Source organism: Rhodococcus koreensis, from assembly GCF_017068375.1.
In the GTDB taxonomy this organism is placed as follows: domain Bacteria; phylum Actinomycetota; class Actinomycetes; order Mycobacteriales; family Mycobacteriaceae; genus Rhodococcus_F; species Rhodococcus_F koreensis.
This window is the reverse complement of record NZ_CP070611.1, coordinates 83,499-98,693: the sequence shown is the minus strand read 5'-3', so window position 1 is coordinate 98,693 and position 15,195 is coordinate 83,499. Positions and strand designations below refer to the sequence as shown.

Sequence of the window (15,195 nt, the reverse complement as noted above, 5' to 3'; positions counted from 1 at the left end):
CATCGCGACCCCCTTTTCCGGGCCTGCCGTCGAGCGCAAATCTACGGTAGACTTCTACATAGAAGCGGTCAGGGTGCCTGCCCGGGCACCAAGGAGGGGAACATGGCGCACAAGACCGCGGCCTCGGGCTACGAGTCCGATCCGCAACAGCAGCGCAGCGGCGTGAGCGACCACGAGTTCATCGCCCGGATGCGAGCCGAGCTGTACAAGAGGCCGAGCATGCGGCTGGTCGCCGACCGGGTCACCCACATCATGCTGGCCGGACGGATCGACCGGGACGACCCGATTCTCGAGCTCATCGAATCGGACGACATCCTCGACGAGAAGACGGTGCTCAGCGACGCCGTCGAACGCATCCTGTCGTTCCCGCATCTCTCCGCAAAAGAGGTCGCCGACCACTACGACAAGAACTGGGCCAACCCCAGCGACGCGCTGCGCAAACTCAGCGCCAAAGGCGAGGTCATCGGGCTCAAGCGGGCCGGCAAGTTCCGGTATCCGGAGTTTCAGTTCTCCCTGCCGGGCGAGGCGAATCAGGTGGTACGGGAAGGCAACGTGGCTCTCGGCGCCCGGGACGATCCGTGGGGTGTCGCGTCGTGGTGGCTCTCGCCCAACCCGTCGGCCGAAGACCGCAAGTCCCCGGTCCAACTGCTCGGCGAAGGGTCCTACGACGCCGTGCGCGCGTTGCTGCGTGCCGAGATCGCCGACGACCTTGCCTAACCGCCCACCACCGGTATCGGTGACCGCGCATATCGGGTCGCTCACCGCGGGAACCAAGCTCTGGCGCATCCACTCCGGCGACCCGAACCGCGGTGCCCTGACCCTGAATCCGACCCCGGCGGGAGCGGGAGGCGGACGGTTCGACTCCTCCGACGGGTCGTACCACTACAGCTATTTCGGGGAGGACATCTCCACCTGCATCGCGGAGACCTACTGCCGGTCGCTGCCGCTCGATGACCACGTTCCGAGAATTTTGCGGAAGGCCAAGCTGGCCGGTCGAGTCCTGTCCCAGGTCACCGTCACCGACGACGTCCCCGTCGCACTGGTGCACGGCTCACATCTGGCGGCGATCGGTCAGGACACCTGGCTGACGAAATGCGACCCCGTCGACTACCGGATCACCCGGGACTGGGCGGCATCCATCCTGCATGGGACCGACGGGGTGCTCGGGATCAAGTACCGGGCACGCAACGACGAGGACAGGTTCTCCGTCGTCATGACCATCACACCTAATGTCGGTGTGGGGCTGCATGATCTGATGACGGTGTCCAGGGGCCCGATCAAGCTCGACGACCGCCCCGGGCTGGAGCTGGTCAGATCCCATCTCGCACAATACAATGCAACACTCATCTAGGCGTCATAGGCCGATCTCCCACCTTCTGTCACCGAAATCGGGAGCGGGAGACGAACCCGTGAAAAGCCAACCGTCAGTACAGGATTGTCCTGCCTATCAACGACGCCGCGACAGAACACGCAACAAAGGACATCCATGGGACGCTCGAAGAAAGCAACGCAGGCCACACAAGCCGCGAAGAAGAGGCGGAACAAGGCCAAACGACAGACCCGCGGCACAAACCCGACCGCGAATGTGAGCTTCCCCGACTCCAGGACGATGGTCCTCAGCAACCCATTCGACGCGACCGCACAGCGGGCACCCATCGAACTGGCACCTGAGCTGACCGTCGAGGAGTACCACACACTCCGGGACACCGGCGACAACCCGAAGCCTGATGAGTACGACCTTGTCGATCCCACCCTCACGCGCATACTCGAGGGTCGCCGTGAGTGGGAGAGCTACGAAGACGGGACGTGGGATCACGTTCCGAGCCGGGACCACGTCGCGACAGCCTGGGGTGAGTTTGCCCAACCATTACACATCGCGGTCGGCTTTGCCGCTGCCGCTGGACCCCGGTGGGAGGTCCACTATCCCTCCCCGGACGAGGATTTTCGCGCCCCTGCTGAGACCTACACACGCCGAGACGCCCTCCTCGCCGAACTCGACCGACTCGAACACCTGGGCCACCAGCCGATCGATACCCGACCAATTCCCTGAACCAGCCGGCAGCACGTTCGGCTGTGCCGCCATCGACCTGTAGACGACACCTTCAGGGTTGTCGACGCATGCTGTCCACCTGGGCCCCCCGACGTGGTCGGCACCGCCCTCGGACGGACCATGCGGGGTCAGTGGGCGTCGTGGAAGGCTTGTACGATGTCGGCGCGGATCCGGCCCCGGGAGGACATTTCGTAGCCGTGTTCTGTCGCCCACTCCCGAATCTTCTTGACCTCGACCGTTTTCGGCGTCGATCCGATCGGATCCGTCACCCGATTCGAGCGGCGCTTCCTTCCTCCGACCCTCCTGGAATGAGCAATCCAGTAGTCGAGAGCGTCGCGGAACTCCTTGGCGTGCTCGCCCTTCAGGTCGATCTCGTACTCGACGCCATCAACCGTGTAGTTGATGCTCTCCCCCTCGTCGCCGAACACGGTCCCGTCGATATCGTCCACCAACTCCACCACAGCCCTACGTGCCACGGATTCCATTCCCACCTTCATCGATACCAACGAAACAAATGTACGGCACTCATGCCAGACAACGGCATCACTGCTAGCTACGCTAGCTATGATTGCCTCGCACCAAAATGTTGGCGATCAGTCTCGTCGCACAACACCCTGTCATCGTGTGCGAGCGGCCGCCGCCGGAATCCCCTGAAGATCCTCATCAACGACGCTAGCCGGCTTTTCACCAGACAATCCCGACGCACGCGACACCCACGCCACTTTCGTCACGGTGATGCAATTCGAGCGCCGGGTCGCCGTACCGCCCCTCCGATCGCCCCGTCCGACGACCGACCCATGAAGCCGCAGAAGAACTCTCGGTCCTACACGTGCGGCATCAACGGCATCCGCCGAGCCGGATGCACGTCGGCCTGCCGCAACCCCCTGTGTCCACCGCCGCCTGGGCCCACCTCCGCTCCCCCGCGCACGGAGTCCGCTGGCGTAGTGCGGCCCAGCCACACCCAGGTGCAGGGGGCGAACTCCCGCGGACCGGAGTCCAGGTCTTCGGTGTCGAAAAATGACAGGTGCTCACTCGGCGCGGCGCCGGTGCGACTTGGGAATGTCGGTGCGCGCGCCCTGACCGGGCCTGTTGTTCGCCCACGCGACAATTTCCGAGCGCTTCCACAGCGGGGTGCGGCCGATCTTCTCCACCGGCGCCGGCGCTTGCCCACGAGAGACGTACCCGCGGAACGTCGAGGCAGACAGCTCGGTACCGGTCTCCTCTTTGATCAGGTCGACGACCTGATCGGTGGTCAGTCGATGTGGGTTAGCCATCTGGTGAGAGTCCTTCCTGTTCATCGCCTTCTCGGCGATGGGAGTGGTAGTTCGGTTGCAGTCCGCAGACCCGCTGCGACGTGACGCCAGTCGATGCGGGACTATCCTCGGAATGACCCTACAACGGCGTGCTGTAATGACCGAGAGCATCTGCGTGGGGTGCGGTCGAGGTCCATACGTTCCAACACTACAGCGATAAATTGCAAGGTTGAGCCGTCGGAGAGGAGGCCTCCAGCTGGGACACGACACGTCCCCGAACATCATGTGTCCCTCCTCGAACCGAAAGGACCTGCTCGCTTGCGACAGTAATGTCGACATGTCGTTGTCCTCACGGCCGACCTCGCGCACACTTTGCCGAGCTGCGCGCGGAAACTTCCACGTCACGGTCCGCAGCCAATCGGTCAGGGGTGTCTCCCGAGTGCAGCTGCCGCAGCGAGAACGACCTGCCCCGTCTGGGAGGGACAGACTCAGTGCCGACTCGCCGGGGCAGTGACGGCACGCGGCATGGCGAGCGCCGTCGCACGTCCTGACATGGGCGCAGACCGTCCGTGCGACCATGAGCTCCGTACGGCTCCGCAGGATGTCACTCCCGCATGCCCGGCATCTAACAGAAAGCTGCGTGCAACCGAAGCTGACCACAAGAAGTGCCCACAGTCACATCGCGCGAACCGGAACGCCACGACGTCCTCCTGCTCGATCCCACCAGTCGCACCGAAATCGATGGGCGCACAAGCATTCCACGCTTGGAACCGTCGCGTAGTCCACACCGCCGGTTGCGCTGACACCGCGACAAGGCCCTCGGCCCGGCGACGAATTCGACCTCCCACGCCGCCGCGTCAACCCCCTCGCCACGGTTGACCACGTACCCTCACCCGCTGGAGGCAGCACACAGGAGGAGAGATTGCATGGGGGTCGGATCGGTGCACGAGACGCTCGTCGACTACGACGGCATGGACTACCGCCGGGCGTGGGGCGTGCAGGTCACGACAGATGTGCGACACGACTTCGGCATGCCGGCGGTGGTCACGCGATGAAGCCCGTCGAAATCGCCGATGGCGTGTTCTTTGTGCACTCCGAGATGGTCAACTGGGTGCTGCTCACCGAGGGTGACGCGGTGACGGTGATCGACACCGGGTACCCGGGGCAGCGCACTGATGTCGAGGACTCGATCCGGGCGATCGGACGGGATCCGCACCGCATCGAGGCCGTGCTCATCACCCACGCGCATGTCGACCACATCGGCAGCGCACAGTATCTCGCCGACACCTACGGGGCGCCGGTACTGGTGCACCCCGACGAGGTAGCTCACGCCCGCCGTGAATGCCACGAGGTCGCGACGCCCTGGGATGTGCTCAGCAATATCTGGCGGCCCGGGGTCCTGCCGTGGGCGATCAAGCTGGTCCGGTTGGGTGGCACGGCCAAGTACGGCATCGACTCCCCCACCGCGATGCCCGTACCCGGTGCGCTGACCTGCCCGGGCGCCCCGGTCCCGGTTCTCGCGCCCGGCCACACCTCCGGTCACACCATCTATCACCTTCCCGATCGCGGTGTGGTGATCTCCGGCGACGCCCTGATCACCGGGCACCTGACCTCACCGGTCGCCGGACCTCAATTGTTGCCGCAGTGGTTCGACCACGACCGCGGCACGGCCGCCGAGTCATTGCGCATCATCGGAGAGTTGGACGCCGACATTCTCCTGCCCGGACACGGGCCGATCCATCACGGCTCCGTCGCCGAAGCGGCCGCAACCGCACGAGAACGCGTCGGCGCCGCGCGGTGAGGATCGGATCGCACTGACGCGAGAACTCCATTCCCACAAGGTCTTCGCGCACCACCTGGCCCGACGAACGGCTACACGTCGGGCCTGACTGCCCTAATTGCACGCAAGGCAGACAATGCGTGCGATCAGGAGGTTTGGGTGGGCGAGGTCTGAGCGTGTGGTCGTCGCCAGCCGAGGCGCATCAGAGTTCGCGGGCGGAAATCTCTACCCCTGCCCCGCGCAGTCGTTCGACGAGCACGTCGCCGAGCGCGGTGGCCGGGGTGAGGACACCGGCCTCGTCGGGGAGCCGGTCGCGGTCGAGCACCAGGCTCAGTGCCGCCTCCCCCAGCAGGACCGCGGTGGCCCGGTATCCGGGATCGCCCTGCGCCGTCACCCGGGCTGCGTACCGGGCGCCGGTCGTGGTGGTGGTGTAGATGTCCATCGCGAAGTAGCCGTTGCGCTGCGTTTTCTCGCTGGGGCCCTCGCCTGGTGCGGGGAGGATGCGGTCGAGGACGTACCGGGTGGGCGGAACGCTGAGCCCGAGGACGAGCCCGCCGAGGATGGCCGCGACACCGGCAGCGTAGACGCGGGACAGGCGCGAGTCGCCGACGCTCATCACCTCGCGGTACTTGAACTTGCGGCCGTACGCCCACCCTTGGAGTGCGTTGCTGCGCCGCACGACGCGGGTGTTGTAGGAGCCCATGACGAACGGTGCCTTCCACCCGCGTACCTGCGGGGCGATGTCCGCACCGTCGACGACGGCGACGTCGGATTGTCGGCCGAGGTCGGGTTCCTTCGTCCGGTCGGGGCTCAATGAGTACGGGGAGGCGGCGAGTCGGCGCAGCGCCCGATCCTTCCTCGATTCGTCGATCTGGGTGCGCAGCGAGTCGATCGTCCCGCCGGAGACTCCGCCGCTCAGCGATGCGACCAGGGTGGTGTCGGTGAGTTCCCCCGCGTTGTCGGCCTGGACTGCTTGGTGCAGTACGTGCACGCCCAGGTCGGAGGGAATGGAGTCGTAGCCGCAGGAGTGCACGATTTTCACACCGTTGGCGCGGGCCTTGTCGTGGTGGGCGTCGATGCTGGTCCGGACGAACAACACCTCCCCGGTCAGATCGACGTAGTCGGTGCCGGCCGCGACGCAGGCTGCGACCAGTTCGGCCCCGTACTTCGCGTACGGCCCCACCGTGGTCGCGACAACCCGTGTGCGGGAGACCAGCTCGGCGATCGCGACAGCGTCACTGGATTCGGCGAGGACGATCGGCCAGTCGGCGGCGCGGGCCCCGAGCGCCGACCGCGTGGCCTCGAGTTTCGCCTGCGACCGTCCGGCGAGGCCGATCCGGATGCCGTCCGGGGCGGTGCGTGCGAGATAGTCGGCGAGCAACCTTCCGACGAACCCGGTGGCACCGTAGATGACGAGATCGAGTTCGCGTCCGCTGTCAGCCACGCGCGGAAGCCTACAACCGCAGCCGATCCCGCAGAAGAGGTAGCTGTAACCCAGCGTAACAACCAGCGGCGTAGGCTCAACATCCTCGGACCGACAACATGCCGAACATCGCGCGGCCCTCGGTAGCGGCGGTGTCGATCCCCTGCTCGAGGACCTTCAGACCGATGCCGCGATCGCGCAGGTTGGCGCCGAGCGTGATAGATGCAGCATCGACCTCCGAGCCGGTCCAGCCGGGTGATCACCAGGACGTCGTCGCCGCATAACCGCTGCAGTGCCAGATCGAGTTGGGGCCGTGACGCTTTGGCACTGCCCGCGTGGTCGACGTGGATGTTCTCGGCCGCGACACCGGCGTGGTGCAACGCATCGACCTGGTGGTCGGGGTTCTGGTCTGCGGTGGAGACCCGTGGCGTAGCCGATCATCATGTGTCGACAACCCCCCGGCTGGGGCTTTTCGACATAGTTTCTCGACACGGGTTGCCGACGCGTTTTCAGGCGATTTCCGCAGTTCGTAGCGGTTGACGGATAACCAACGATTCTCGTCACATGCGGGCTGTTACCGGGGCGGCAGGGTCGTTGAGTTGCCGGGTGAATGGGTAGCGCGGCGGCGTTCTCGGAAGCGTGCCCAATGGTGCTCCATCACGACTTCGAACCCGGCGGCTTCTTTCAGGTTCGAGCGCCGTGCATGGGCCTGGCCGTTGACCAGGATGTTCGAGTCGCTTATGAGCGGTGGTCCCCGGTCTCATGCACGGCCGCGGGTCAGTGCGGCGTCGGCGCCGCCGCGGGTGTCTTCTCGGTGTTCGGCCGAGACTTTCTGGAAGATCTCCATGTCCTGCGCTTGGAGAGCGTCGATGATGCGTGCGTGGTGCTCAACGGCGTAGCCTCGCCGCTCGGGTGAGGCGTAGTTGCTGGCGAAATACGCGTCGGAGAGCGCCCACACACGTTCGACTTCGGCGATCACGAGGTTCAGCGGTGAAAGTCTCCACACCGAGAGGTGAAATTCGTGATTCAGGTCGATGAACTCGACCACCTCTGATGTATCGACCTTCTCTCCCATCTGCGCATTGAGGCTGCGTAAATGCTCTAACGCGGCCTTGTCCGGCCAGTGGATGGACGAGTTCAGCTCGGTTTCGAGGAGAGTATGCAGCATGTGGAGCTGACTCAACTCGAAGGCGGTCCGCTTCGCCACGACGAAGCCCTGGTTCGGCCGGTGCGCGAGCAGGCCCTGGTTGGCGAGCACGAGGAACGCTTCCCGCAATGGCACGCGGCTTACACCGAGTCGCTGAGACAGCTCCTCTTGCCGGAGCTGCTCACCGGGCAGAAGCTCACCGAGAAGGATCAGTTTCCGCAGCTCGGCGATGATTCGTACGGTCCCCACCCGGGCGCTCATCCCAGCCCCTTCTCGTTCCGCTTCGTTGAAGCTCCATGGTCTCACGGCCCTGTCCGACCTGAGCGGCGGACCGGGCGTGACCCGCGAACTCGTCACAGGCCACGCCCCTGAAAGGTCGGCGGTCAGGCCTTCAGCCGAGGGAAGACCCGCCGCGCGTTCTCCTCGAAGACCGCCCTGCGATCGGACTCGTCGAGGAAGTCGAACCCTTCGATGACCGGCTTGAGGTCGTCGAACGGACGCCCGGTCTCGGGGTTGGTCGTCGACCCGCTGCCGGGCCGCTCGGTGCCGAAGAGCACCCGGTCGGATCCCACGGTCTTGAGGAGCAGTTCCAACGCCGGCGAGTAATGCAGGACGGTGTCGAAGTAGAAGTTCTTCAACTTGTCCTCGAAGCGGGGTGCCTGCGGGTCGCCGCCCAGTGCGGGATGCAGGTGCTCGGCCTGCCACCGGCCGAGCTGATACGGCACCGACCCGCCACCGTGAGAAATCATCACGTTCAGCTTCGGAAAGCGATCGAAGACCTTGCCTCGGATCATCGACAGGATGGCGATGGATTCCTCGGTGATGAAGTGCTCGCTGTAGGTTTCGCGACCGTTGTAGCAACCGGCGGAATGCACTTGCATCGGCACGTCGAGCTCGACGAGCTGCTCGAAGAGCGGGTACCAGTAGGGGTCCCCGAGCGCGGGACCGGTGCCGGTTCCTTCGTGCGGATCGGGGTTGACGGTGACACCGACGAATCCGAGTTCCTCGACAGCCCGCCGCAGTTCCGGAAACGCCCGCTCGACCGGTTCTCCGGGCGTGATCGGAAGCCCGGCCACACCGGCGAATCGTGTCGGGTGCAGGTCAACGGTGCGGGCGATGACGTCGTTGTTGGCGCGGATCCATGCGTCCACCAACCGGGTGGGCTGCATGGAGTGCCCCTGGTAGTACGGGCGCGGCGAGAGCAACTGGATGTCGGTGCCGACCGCATCCATGGTGTCGACATTGCTCTGAGCGCACGCGGCCAGAGCATCGTCGCTGATCTTGGGCTGGCCGATGAAATAACCTCCGTCGGCCATCAGATTTGCTCGGTAGGCATACAGTCCGTCGGGTGCGACGACATGGGCATGAGCGTCGATAATCATGGTTTCCTCTTGTGTTCGATGTTGGGCGGTCGGGTGATGTGCAGCGGTTATGACTTGTCCAGGTAGGCGATCAGTTCGCACTGGGCGAGCAGCGGGTCGGCGAGGGCGTATTCGAGGGTGTGCCGGGCGGGGCGGCTGGACGCGTCGGGGAACATCTCGACCCAGTAGGGATCAATGGCGGAGCGTGCAGCGCGGTCACGGACGAAGAAGGTGCACTTGGCTATGTCCGCGGTGGTTCCGCCGGCGGCGTCCATGATGCGCCCGATATTGGCGAAGATCAGTGCGACCTGCTCGTCCACCGAGCCGGGCACGGTGCCGCTGTCGGGGTCGAGGCCGTTGATCCCGCTGGACGTCAGCAGTGGGCCGACCAGGGCTGCTTGTGGAATCGGTGCCTTGCCGTGATGCAGGCCCGGAACTTCGATCGAACGACGAGACATCGGTCAGTTCTCCTTGTGTGCCAGATCGGCGAATGTGGTTCGCAGGTCGCGTTTGAGGATTTTCCCGCTGGGATTTTTCGGTAGTGAGTCGGCGACGACCAGGTGTTTGGGGACCTTGAACCCGGCCAGGCGGGTGGCGCAGTGTGCCAGCACGGTGGCTTCGTCGAGGTCGGCTCCGGGTCTGGGTACAACGACCGCGCATACCGCTTCGACCCACTTCGGATGTGGCACAGCGAAGACGGCGACCTCGGCGACGTCCGGGTGCAGGTAGATCGCCTCTTCGACTTCCCGGCTGGCGACGTTCTCGCCGCCGGTCTTGATCATGTCCTTCTTCCGGTCGACGACGGTCAGACGGCCTTCGTCGTCGAAGACACCGAGGTCCCCGGAATGGAACCAGCCGTTGCGGAATGCCTCGGTCGTCTTGGCTTCGTCTCGCCAGTAGCCGAGGGTTGCCTGGGGGCTGCGGTGCACGATCTCGCCGACCGTTCCTGGCGGGACCTGACGATCGTCGTCGTCGACGACGACGGTTTCGACGTTGAGGACCGGGCGTCCCGCCGAACCGGCATGGGACTCTTGTTCGTGAGGGCCGAGAATTGTTGCGACCGGGGACAGTTCGGTTTGCCCGTAGAAGTTCCACAGCTGCACCTGCGGAAGTCGGGTCCGGATCTCACGGAGCACCTCCACGGGCATGGCGGAGGCTCCGTAGTAGCCCTTGCGCAGCGAGCTGAGATCGGAAGTCTCGAACTCGGGTGCGCGCAGAAGCGAGATCCACACTGTCGGTGGGGCGAAGAACTTCGTGACCTTGTGGGTTTCGATCGCCGCGAGGACCGCCGCGGGGTCGGGTCCGGGTAGCACGATGCTGGTGGCGCCGAGGTAGACGTCGGGGCCGAGGAAGCAGTCCATCTGGGCGCAGTGGTACAGCGGCAGGGTGTGCAGATCGATGTCGTCCGCGGCCATTCCGCCGTCCACGATGCAGCTGACGTACTCGCTGATCAGTGCCCGGCTCGACAGCAGGGCGCCCTTCGGCCGGGACTCGGTGCCGGAGGTGTACATGATCCGGACGGGGTCGTCGTCGGCGACAAGGACGTGCGGTGCGGAACCGGGCTCGTCGACCCAGGTGGTGAAGTTGTCCCAGCCTGCGGCGTCCTCCAGTTCGCCGATCGTTGCCTGCACCGACAGGGTTAGGCCGAGTTCGGCGAGGGCTTTGGCTGCCAGGGGTTGCAGATCGGCTTCGGTGATGACACCCTGTGCGCCACTGTGATCGAGGATGTAGGCGACTTCTTCGGCTTTGAGCATGAAGTTGATCGGAACCAGGACGACGCCGAGTCGAGCGGCGGCGTAGGTGACGACCACGTACTGCCAGTTGTTGCGGGACAGGATGGCCAACCGGTCACCGTGTGCGAGCCCGCGGCGGGCCAGCGCGGCGGCCGTCCGATCGACCGCGGCGTGCAGCTCACGGAAGTCGAAGGAGCGATCTGAACCGATCAGTGCGGTCTTGCCAGGGTAGCGGGCGGCGCTGCGGTGCAGCAGGTCCGCGAGAGCGTGCCCACGTGCCTGGACGACCTCCGGTGCACTCATGCGTGAACCTCATTTCGTGAGAGCAGGGACTGCAGAGCTACTGCCAGCTCCGCTGCGGGATCTGCGGGCATGGTGGTGGTACGCCAGGCGATGTGCCGATCCGGGCGGACCAGAATCGCCCCGCCGGGGTCGACGTCGCGGAGACGGCCCCAGCTGTGGTCGGAAGCCGGATCGGCCGATCCGATCGCGACCACGTCGACCGGCACACCGATCTTCTCGGCGGCGGTGCGCCATGTCTGCGCGTGCGCCGGGTCGACGAGCAGGGTGTAGTCGGCGCGATGGACGAGTCCGAGCGTTGACACTCGCGGTCCGCGCCCGTGTACCCAGGCGTGGGGTAGGTGGTGCCCCGGGCGGGTGGTGGGGGTGTAGTCGCGCAACGAGGTGTGCGTGTGCGGCGGTTCGGTTCCGTCGGGAATGACCGCACCGCTGTCGTAGGCGAATCCCGCTTCGACGTTGAGTTGGCTGTAGTCGTCGCCGTTGTCCGCGACAGCGGCCGCGACGAGTCGGCGGCGTTTGTCACCGGCTGGGCCGGGGGCGAGCCAGGTGTCGATCTCCTTCCATCCGTCCTCGACCGAGATCTCCGGTGTCATCCCGAGTGCGGCCGCGATCTTGCGGTGACCGCCGGCGTTCTCGAGTGAGTGGCGGACGTTGAACAGCCCGACGGGGCGGCGTTCGCTCTCGTAGGTGTTCAGAAGGTCGGCTCCGGCCTTCTCCCGCAGCACCTGCGCGAGCTTCCAGCACAGGTTGTCCACGTCCTGGACCGCGGTGTTGAGTCCGAGACCGCCGGTGGGCGGGTGACGGTGTGCAGCATTGCCGACGAGAAAGACGTTGCCGACTCGGTATCGGTCGGCGGTGACGCCTTCGAACTCCCAATGGGAGATTGCGTGGACGTCGAACTCGAGGTCCGGGATGCCGATGATGTCTCGGAAGCGGTCCTTGAGGGTTGTTTCGTCCATGGCCTCCTTCGAGCCCCAGGGGAAGGCCTGGTGGAACGCCCACTCGCGGGATTGCGAGCCCCAGGTGTCCGGGCCCATCGCGCACATCGAACCGCGGAATCCGCCGTTGCCGAGGGGGTCGATGAAGTAGTACAGAAGGACCTGGTCGTCGCGGATCCACGGGGTCAGGTCGGCGGTGACGTGCATGCTGACCATGTCGAGCAGCTGTGTGGGTCCCTGCATCTCGACGCCGAGCAGGGAGCTGACCAATCGTCCGCCATCGGCACCGATGGCGTATCGAGCCTGCACCGTTCGCGTTGCACCGGTTTCGGTTTCGATCACGGCAACTTCGACACCGTCTGTCGTGGTGCGCACGTCGGTGACCTCGTGGCCGTAGTGGATGCGGCCGGGGCACTGCCGTTCGGCATGTCGGCGCAGGAGGGGGTCCAGGCGCATCTGCGGAACGTTGGCGTAGCGGTTGGGGCTGGCCGCGGCATAGCGGTCCGTGTCGGGGCCGCCGCCCCAGGCGTGGATGTGCCCGATCTCGCGGCCCTGGCCCGGCCGATCCCCCGCCAGCGAGGTGTACCAGCCGACACGATGCCAACGGTCCTCCGGTGGGGACATCTCGTACACGTCGTCGGCGACCCCGATGGCGTCGAAGATCTCCATCGTTCGTTGGTTGAGCAGATGCGCGCGAGGAAGGTGCGAGGTGGTCGCCCGGCGTTCGAACACCGTGACGTCGACACCGAGCTGGGCGAGTTCGATTGCGGCGGTGAGGCCGGCGGGCCCGCCACCGATAACCACAACTTCGGTGCTCTCGGGTGCGCTCATCGGGTCACCTCGCGGGTCTGAAGGGTGTGATAGCCGTGGAGTTCGCGGGCCGCAACCAGGCTGTGCCCGGCTCGGACGGCGCCGCGGATGCGGTCTTCGGTTTCCCGGATCCGGACTGCGGTCTCGATCACTGCCGCCGCCTGGCGGGTGGGAATGGAGACGACACCGTCGGCGTCACCGACGAGCCAGTCGCCCTGTTCGACACGAACTCCACCGATGTTCACCGGCACGTTGTAGCCGTCGACGCGGACGCGGTCCTTGCCGGTGCGCATCCACCGTGACCGGCTGAAAACCGGGTAGCTCAGGTCGACCGCGCAGTCGGAGTCCCGGCAGACGCCGTCGATGACGGTGCCGGCCAACCCTTTGTGGGAGGCGGTGGCGGTCAGCAGATCACCCCACACGGTCGTGTCGAGGCGACCGGCGTTGTCGAGTACGACCACTGTTCCCGGCTCGAGGTCGTCGATGTAGTCGCCGACGGTTCCTCCGTCGTCACCGACCGGGACGTAGCGCACCGTGAAGGCCCGGCCGACGAGGCGGGTCGTGCGGTCCAGGGGAAGCAGGCCGGCGCATTGGCCGTTGAGGCCGAGTTTGTCGAGGGCATCGCTCAGGTGACTGGTGTCGAGCCGCGATAGTTCGGAGCGGATGTCGTCGGTCATCAGGGGGCCTTTCGATCGAGCATGGTTTCGTAGTTGGCACTCATCACGGCGGCCAGCGATTCGCCGAGCTTCACGCGGCGCAGCATTTCCGCTTCTTTCGCGACGATGGACTCGGCGACGGTGAGCACTTCGTCGATGCGCTCTCGCGGGACGATAACGACACCGCTACCATCGGCGAGGATGTAATCGCCTGGGTGGACGGTGATTCCGGCGATCTCGACAGGAACGTTCCAGTCGCGTTCGACCACTCGCTTGCGGGCGGTGACCGGAACCGAGGTAGCGGCGTAGAGGGTCAGCCCGAACTGGCGCGCCTCGTCGAGGTCACGTACCGCCCCATCGACGACAATGCCCTCGGTGCCACTTGCGACCGCGCCGGCGGAGAGGACACCGCCCCAACCCGCCACGTGGGTGCGGCCGTGGTGGGCCACGACGATCACCGTGCCGGGTGCGCTCGCGTCGACGGCCGCAGTGCACAGGTGACGCGGCGCGGTGGTGGTGCCGGCTTCGACGAGGTCGACGGTGATGGCGGTTCCGGCGATCCGCCGGTCGTTGGCAATGGCGTGGATACCGAGCGCGGCGCCCGGCACACCGAGTGAGTCCAGGGCGTCGGACACCGCGCAGGTGTCCAGGGCAGCCAGCCGCTCGCGGTGATCGCTCATGACCAGAGTCCGAATGCCAGACCGACCCCGGTGCCGGCGGCGCTGCGCCAGGCCGGAATGTAGGTGCTCCACCGGTGGGCGAGGTGTCGACCGGCTCCGGCGGCAGCGATCCAGTTCCGGACCTCGGAGGTGCCGGAATCGAGCTGTTCCACCGGCAAAGTGCGCAACGTGGTTTCGTCGTGGGTGCGCATGGCCTCGAGGATCTGGCGGTCGAGTTCGTCGTTGACGACGAAGTGGCTCAGTCCACCGGAAGCGATCACGGCGACGCGGAGATCGCCGGGTAGCGAGTCGACCGCCTCCGCCAGTGCCTGGCCGAGGTCGTAGCAGCGGGCGGGTGTGGGCTGGTTGGGCGGGTAGTAGGTGTTGATCAGGACCGGCACCATCGGGATGGTGATGTTCTTGAGCATCCGTCCGACCACCCAGGCGAAGGCATGCCCGAAGCCACCTTCGGTTTCGGTTTCCGAGCTGGTCGCGATGTCGAAGTCGCGGGAAATGAGCTCTTTGATGATGTGCAGTGCGGCCTGCGGGTGGGCGGGGTAGATCTCGCCGTCCATCCCGAGGTTGTGCTGGACCTCGCTGAGCAACGCATTACCCATGTCGATGGGCTTGTGCGTCTCGATCTTCTCCCCGTAGTACACCGCGATCGCCGGTTGGTTGCGCGGGGTGAACAGCTCTTCTTGATCGTCGCCGATCACCACGAGCAGATCCGGCTTCAGCTCGACCAGTTCCTCACGCAGACGGTCCACGCACGCAAGGGCGTTGCCGTACTTCTCATTCCAGACGTCCAAGGACAACTCGTCGTCGTAGTGTCCGCCGGCGGCGGCGACCAGTTCGCCGAAACTGCGGATGTCGCCTTTCTGGTCGACGAGGTCGTAGTCGTTGTCGGCGTCGTTCTCGGCGCGCAGGCGCCACATCCGTTCCGGTTCCATGCCGAGCATCGGGCTGTGTGAGGTACCGGCCACGGCGACGATCTTGCTCATCTCGCACCTTCTCCGGCACCGGAGCGGGTAACGGAAATCTTCATGACATTCCTTTTCGGGTCTGTGCCCCGGCAGCAATCGTTG

General features: G+C 65.6%; 16 protein-coding genes and 1 pseudogene. 5 read left to right on the top strand and 12 right to left on the bottom strand.

The genetic code is table 11. From position 1 onward, the window contains the following. Window positions 1-102 precede the first annotated feature (102 nt). The 3 genes from JWS14_RS47060 to JWS14_RS47050 all read left to right on the top strand — a co-directional run bounded on the left by JWS14_RS47060 (window position 103) and on the right by JWS14_RS47050 (window position 2,050). Window positions 103-717, top strand: a complete 615-nt coding sequence (locus JWS14_RS47060; protein ID WP_206017069.1) for a hypothetical protein — start codon at window positions 103-105, stop codon at window positions 715-717. A gap of 19 nt (window positions 718-736) precedes the next feature. Continuing rightward, entirely contained in the window at window positions 737-1,351 is a 615-nt protein-coding gene (locus JWS14_RS47055; RefSeq protein WP_241031881.1) for an RES family NAD+ phosphorylase, read from the top strand. Window positions 1,352-1,486: 135 nt separating this feature from the next. Then, on the top strand, window positions 1,487-2,050 hold the full coding sequence (locus tag JWS14_RS47050) for a hypothetical protein (protein WP_206017067.1): 564 nt from the start codon (window positions 1,487-1,489) through the stop codon (window positions 2,048-2,050). Between the two features lie 128 nt (window positions 2,051-2,178). On the opposite strand, the gene JWS14_RS47045 is transcribed toward JWS14_RS47050, so the two are convergent. Next, on the bottom strand, window positions 2,179-2,526 hold the full coding sequence (locus JWS14_RS47045) for a histone-like nucleoid-structuring protein Lsr2 (protein ID WP_206017066.1): 348 nt from the start codon (window positions 2,524-2,526) through the stop codon (window positions 2,179-2,181). A gap of 552 nt (window positions 2,527-3,078) precedes the next feature. Beyond that, entirely contained in the window at window positions 3,079-3,324 is a 246-nt protein-coding gene (locus JWS14_RS47040; protein WP_206017065.1) for a helix-turn-helix transcriptional regulator, read from the bottom strand. Window positions 3,325-4,229: 905 nt separating this feature from the next. Here JWS14_RS47040 and JWS14_RS51350 point away from each other — a divergent pair. Further along, a complete protein-coding gene (locus JWS14_RS51350; RefSeq protein WP_259376163.1) occupies window positions 4,230-4,358 on the top strand; it encodes a hypothetical protein in 129 nt (42 codons plus the stop codon). Beyond that, complete coding sequence (locus tag JWS14_RS47035) at window positions 4,355-5,104, top strand: MBL fold metallo-hydrolase (RefSeq protein ID WP_206017064.1); 750 nt, start codon at window positions 4,355-4,357, stop codon at window positions 5,102-5,104. Before JWS14_RS51350 ends, JWS14_RS47035 begins: the two co-directional genes overlap by 4 nt. Before the next feature lie 181 nt (window positions 5,105-5,285). Here the strand turns inward: JWS14_RS47035 and JWS14_RS47030 are convergent, their stop codons facing one another. From JWS14_RS47030 to JWS14_RS46985, 10 genes and pseudogenes are all read right to left on the bottom strand, one after another. Continuing rightward, a complete protein-coding gene (locus JWS14_RS47030) occupies window positions 5,286-6,527 on the bottom strand; it encodes a saccharopine dehydrogenase family protein (RefSeq protein ID WP_206017063.1) in 1,242 nt (413 codons plus the stop codon). Window positions 6,528-6,799: 272 nt separating this feature from the next. After that, window positions 6,800-6,886 (bottom strand): annotated as a pseudogene (locus JWS14_RS50915) (hypothetical protein); the annotation flags it as partial. A 380-nt stretch (window positions 6,887-7,266) separates the two neighbouring features. Next, a complete protein-coding gene (locus tag JWS14_RS47020; RefSeq protein ID WP_206017062.1) occupies window positions 7,267-7,914 on the bottom strand; it encodes a GntR family transcriptional regulator in 648 nt (215 codons plus the stop codon). Between the two features lie 122 nt (window positions 7,915-8,036). Then, complete coding sequence (locus JWS14_RS47015) at window positions 8,037-9,035, bottom strand: amidohydrolase family protein (protein WP_206017061.1); 999 nt, start codon at window positions 9,033-9,035, stop codon at window positions 8,037-8,039. 47 nt (window positions 9,036-9,082) lie between these two features. Then, complete coding sequence (locus tag JWS14_RS47010; RefSeq protein ID WP_206017060.1) at window positions 9,083-9,472, bottom strand: RidA family protein; 390 nt, start codon at window positions 9,470-9,472, stop codon at window positions 9,083-9,085. A 3-nt stretch (window positions 9,473-9,475) separates the two neighbouring features. Further along, window positions 9,476-11,050, bottom strand: a complete 1,575-nt coding sequence (locus JWS14_RS47005) for a fatty acyl-CoA synthetase (RefSeq protein ID WP_206017059.1) — start codon at window positions 11,048-11,050, stop codon at window positions 9,476-9,478. Beyond that, window positions 11,047-12,816: an FAD-dependent oxidoreductase gene (locus JWS14_RS47000; RefSeq protein WP_206017058.1), complete on the bottom strand. Its 1,770-nt coding sequence runs from the start codon at window positions 12,814-12,816 to the stop codon at window positions 11,047-11,049. The genes JWS14_RS47005 and JWS14_RS47000 overlap by 4 nt, the downstream gene beginning before the upstream one ends. Then, window positions 12,813-13,472: an RraA family protein gene (locus JWS14_RS46995; protein WP_206017057.1), complete on the bottom strand. Its 660-nt coding sequence runs from the start codon at window positions 13,470-13,472 to the stop codon at window positions 12,813-12,815. The genes JWS14_RS47000 and JWS14_RS46995 overlap by 4 nt, the downstream gene beginning before the upstream one ends. Beyond that, window positions 13,472-14,131, bottom strand: coding sequence for an RraA family protein (locus JWS14_RS46990; RefSeq protein ID WP_206017056.1), 660 nt, complete (start codon window positions 14,129-14,131; stop codon window positions 13,472-13,474). The genes JWS14_RS46995 and JWS14_RS46990 overlap by 1 nt, the downstream gene beginning before the upstream one ends. Beyond that, entirely contained in the window at window positions 14,128-15,111 is a 984-nt protein-coding gene (locus tag JWS14_RS46985) for a DODA-type extradiol aromatic ring-opening family dioxygenase (protein ID WP_206017055.1), read from the bottom strand. Before JWS14_RS46985 ends, JWS14_RS46990 begins: the two co-directional genes overlap by 4 nt. Between the last annotated feature and the right edge of the window lie 84 nt (window positions 15,112-15,195).

What these genes read in the sequence shown, in the direction of transcription:
- JWS14_RS51350 (WP_259376163.1), top strand. Translation starts at nt 4,230, where the DNA reads ATGGGGGTCGGATCGGTGCACGAGACGCTCGTCGACTACGACGGCATG.
- JWS14_RS47035 (WP_206017064.1), top strand. Translation starts at nt 4,355, where the DNA reads ATGAAGCCCGTCGAAATCGCCGATGGCGTGTTCTTTGTGCACTCCGAG.
- JWS14_RS47015 (WP_206017061.1), bottom strand. Translation starts at nt 9,035, where the DNA reads ATGATTATCGACGCTCATGCCCATGTCGTCGCACCCGACGGACTGTAT.
- JWS14_RS46990 (WP_206017056.1), bottom strand. Translation starts at nt 14,131, where the DNA reads ATGAGCGATCACCGCGAGCGGCTGGCTGCCCTGGACACCTGCGCGGTG.
- JWS14_RS46985 (WP_206017055.1), bottom strand. Translation starts at nt 15,111, where the DNA reads ATGAGCAAGATCGTCGCCGTGGCCGGTACCTCACACAGCCCGATGCTC.
- JWS14_RS47010 (WP_206017060.1), bottom strand. Translation starts at nt 9,472, where the DNA reads ATGTCTCGTCGTTCGATCGAAGTTCCGGGCCTGCATCACGGCAAGGCA.
- JWS14_RS47005 (WP_206017059.1), bottom strand. Translation starts at nt 11,050, where the DNA reads ATGAGTGCACCGGAGGTCGTCCAGGCACGTGGGCACGCTCTCGCGGAC.
- JWS14_RS47060 (WP_206017069.1), top strand. Translation starts at nt 103, where the DNA reads ATGGCGCACAAGACCGCGGCCTCGGGCTACGAGTCCGATCCGCAACAG.
- JWS14_RS47000 (WP_206017058.1), bottom strand. Translation starts at nt 12,816, where the DNA reads ATGAGCGCACCCGAGAGCACCGAAGTTGTGGTTATCGGTGGCGGGCCC.
- JWS14_RS47040 (WP_206017065.1), bottom strand. Translation starts at nt 3,324, where the DNA reads ATGGCTAACCCACATCGACTGACCACCGATCAGGTCGTCGACCTGATC.
- JWS14_RS47050 (WP_206017067.1), top strand. Translation starts at nt 1,487, where the DNA reads ATGGGACGCTCGAAGAAAGCAACGCAGGCCACACAAGCCGCGAAGAAG.
- JWS14_RS47020 (WP_206017062.1), bottom strand. Translation starts at nt 7,914, where the DNA reads ATGAGCGCCCGGGTGGGGACCGTACGAATCATCGCCGAGCTGCGGAAA.
- JWS14_RS46995 (WP_206017057.1), bottom strand. Translation starts at nt 13,472, where the DNA reads ATGACCGACGACATCCGCTCCGAACTATCGCGGCTCGACACCAGTCAC.